Annotated in this window: 1 pseudogene; it reads left to right on the forward strand. The window is 62.2% G+C overall.

The window, feature by feature from the left end:
• Positions 1 to 1,576 (forward strand): annotated as a pseudogene (locus tag WBB85_RS17140) (DNA-directed RNA polymerase subunit beta); the annotation flags it as partial.

Raw genomic sequence — 1,576 nt, forward strand, 5'->3', positions numbered from 1 at the left:
GAAGACTCGATCCTGATTTCCGAGCGGATCGTCAAGGATGACGTCTTCACCTCGATCCATATCGAGGAATACGAAGTCGCCGCCCGTGATACCAAACTTGGGCCGGAAGAGATCACCCGCGACATCCCGAATGTCGGCGAGGAAGCGCTGCGCAACCTCGACGAGGCGGGTATCGTCTATATCGGCGCCGAAGTGGGTCCGGCCGATATCCTCGTGGGCAAGATCACACCGAAGGGCGAAAGCCCGATGACGCCGGAAGAAAAGCTTCTGCGCGCCATCTTCGGTGAGAAAGCCTCCGACGTCCGCGACACTTCGCTGCGGCTGCCGCCGGGCGATTTCGGTACGGTCGTCGAAGTGCGGGTCTTCAACCGTCACGGCGTCGACAAGGACGAACGTGCGCTGCAGATCGAGCGTGAGGAAGTCGAACGTCTGGCGCGGGACCGCGACGACGAACAGGCGATCCTTGAGCGCAACATCTATGCGCGTCTGAAATCGATGATCCTTGGCAAGACGGCTGTCAAAGGCCCGAAAGGCATCAAGCCGAACGCCAAGATCGACGAGGAACTGCTGGAATCGCTGTCGCGTGGCCAGTGGTGGCAGCTTGCCCTCGGTGAAGAGGCCGACGCCCAGAACGTAGAAGCGCTGAACTCCCAGTTCGAAGCGCAGAAACGTGCGCTGGAGCACCGGTTCGAGGACAAGGTCGAGAAGGTCCGTCGTGGCGACGATCTGCCGCCGGGTGTGATGAAGATGGTCAAGGTCTTCGTCGCGGTGAAGCGCAAGCTGCAGCCGGGTGACAAGATGGCCGGCCGTCACGGCAACAAGGGTGTCGTCTCCAAGGTCGTTCCGATGGAGGACATGCCCTTCCTCGGTGATGGCACTCCGGTCGACATGGTGCTGAACCCCTTGGGCGTGCCTTCGCGGATGAACGTCGGTCAGATCCTTGAAACCCATATGGGTTGGGCGTCCCGTGCGCTCGGTCTGAAGATCGACGATGCGTTGCAGGACTATCGCCGCACCGGCGATATGACCCCTGTGCGCGACGCGCTGCGGATCGGTTACGGCGAGGAGGCCTATGACGAAGCCTTCGCGTCAATCGACGAGGATACGCTTCTGGAACGCGCCGGGACGGTGACGCGCGGCGTGCCGATCGCGACGCCGGTCTTCGATGGCGCCAAGGAAGCGGATGTCAACGATGCACTGACCCGGGCCGGTTTCGACCAATCTGGCCAGTCGGACCTCTTCGACGGACGCACCGGCGAACAGTTCGCGCGGAAGGTCACGGTGGGTGTGAAGTATCTTCTGAAGCTTCATCACCTTGTCGATGACAAGATCCACGCGCGCTCGACCGGGCCTTACAGCCTTGTGACGCAGCAGCCTCTGGGCGGTAAAGCCCAGTTCGGCGGCCAGCGTTTCGGGGAAATGGAGGTCTGGGCGCTGGAAGCCTACGGCGCGGCCTACACGCTGCAGGAGATGCTCACCGTCAAGTCGGACGACGTGGCCGGCCGCACCAAGGTCTATGAGGCCATCGTGCGCGGCGACGACGCCTTCGAGGCGGGCATTCCGGAAAGCTTCAACG

Source organism: Albidovulum sp., assembly GCF_049646345.1.
Classification (GTDB): domain Bacteria; phylum Pseudomonadota; class Alphaproteobacteria; order Rhodobacterales; family Rhodobacteraceae; genus Albidovulum.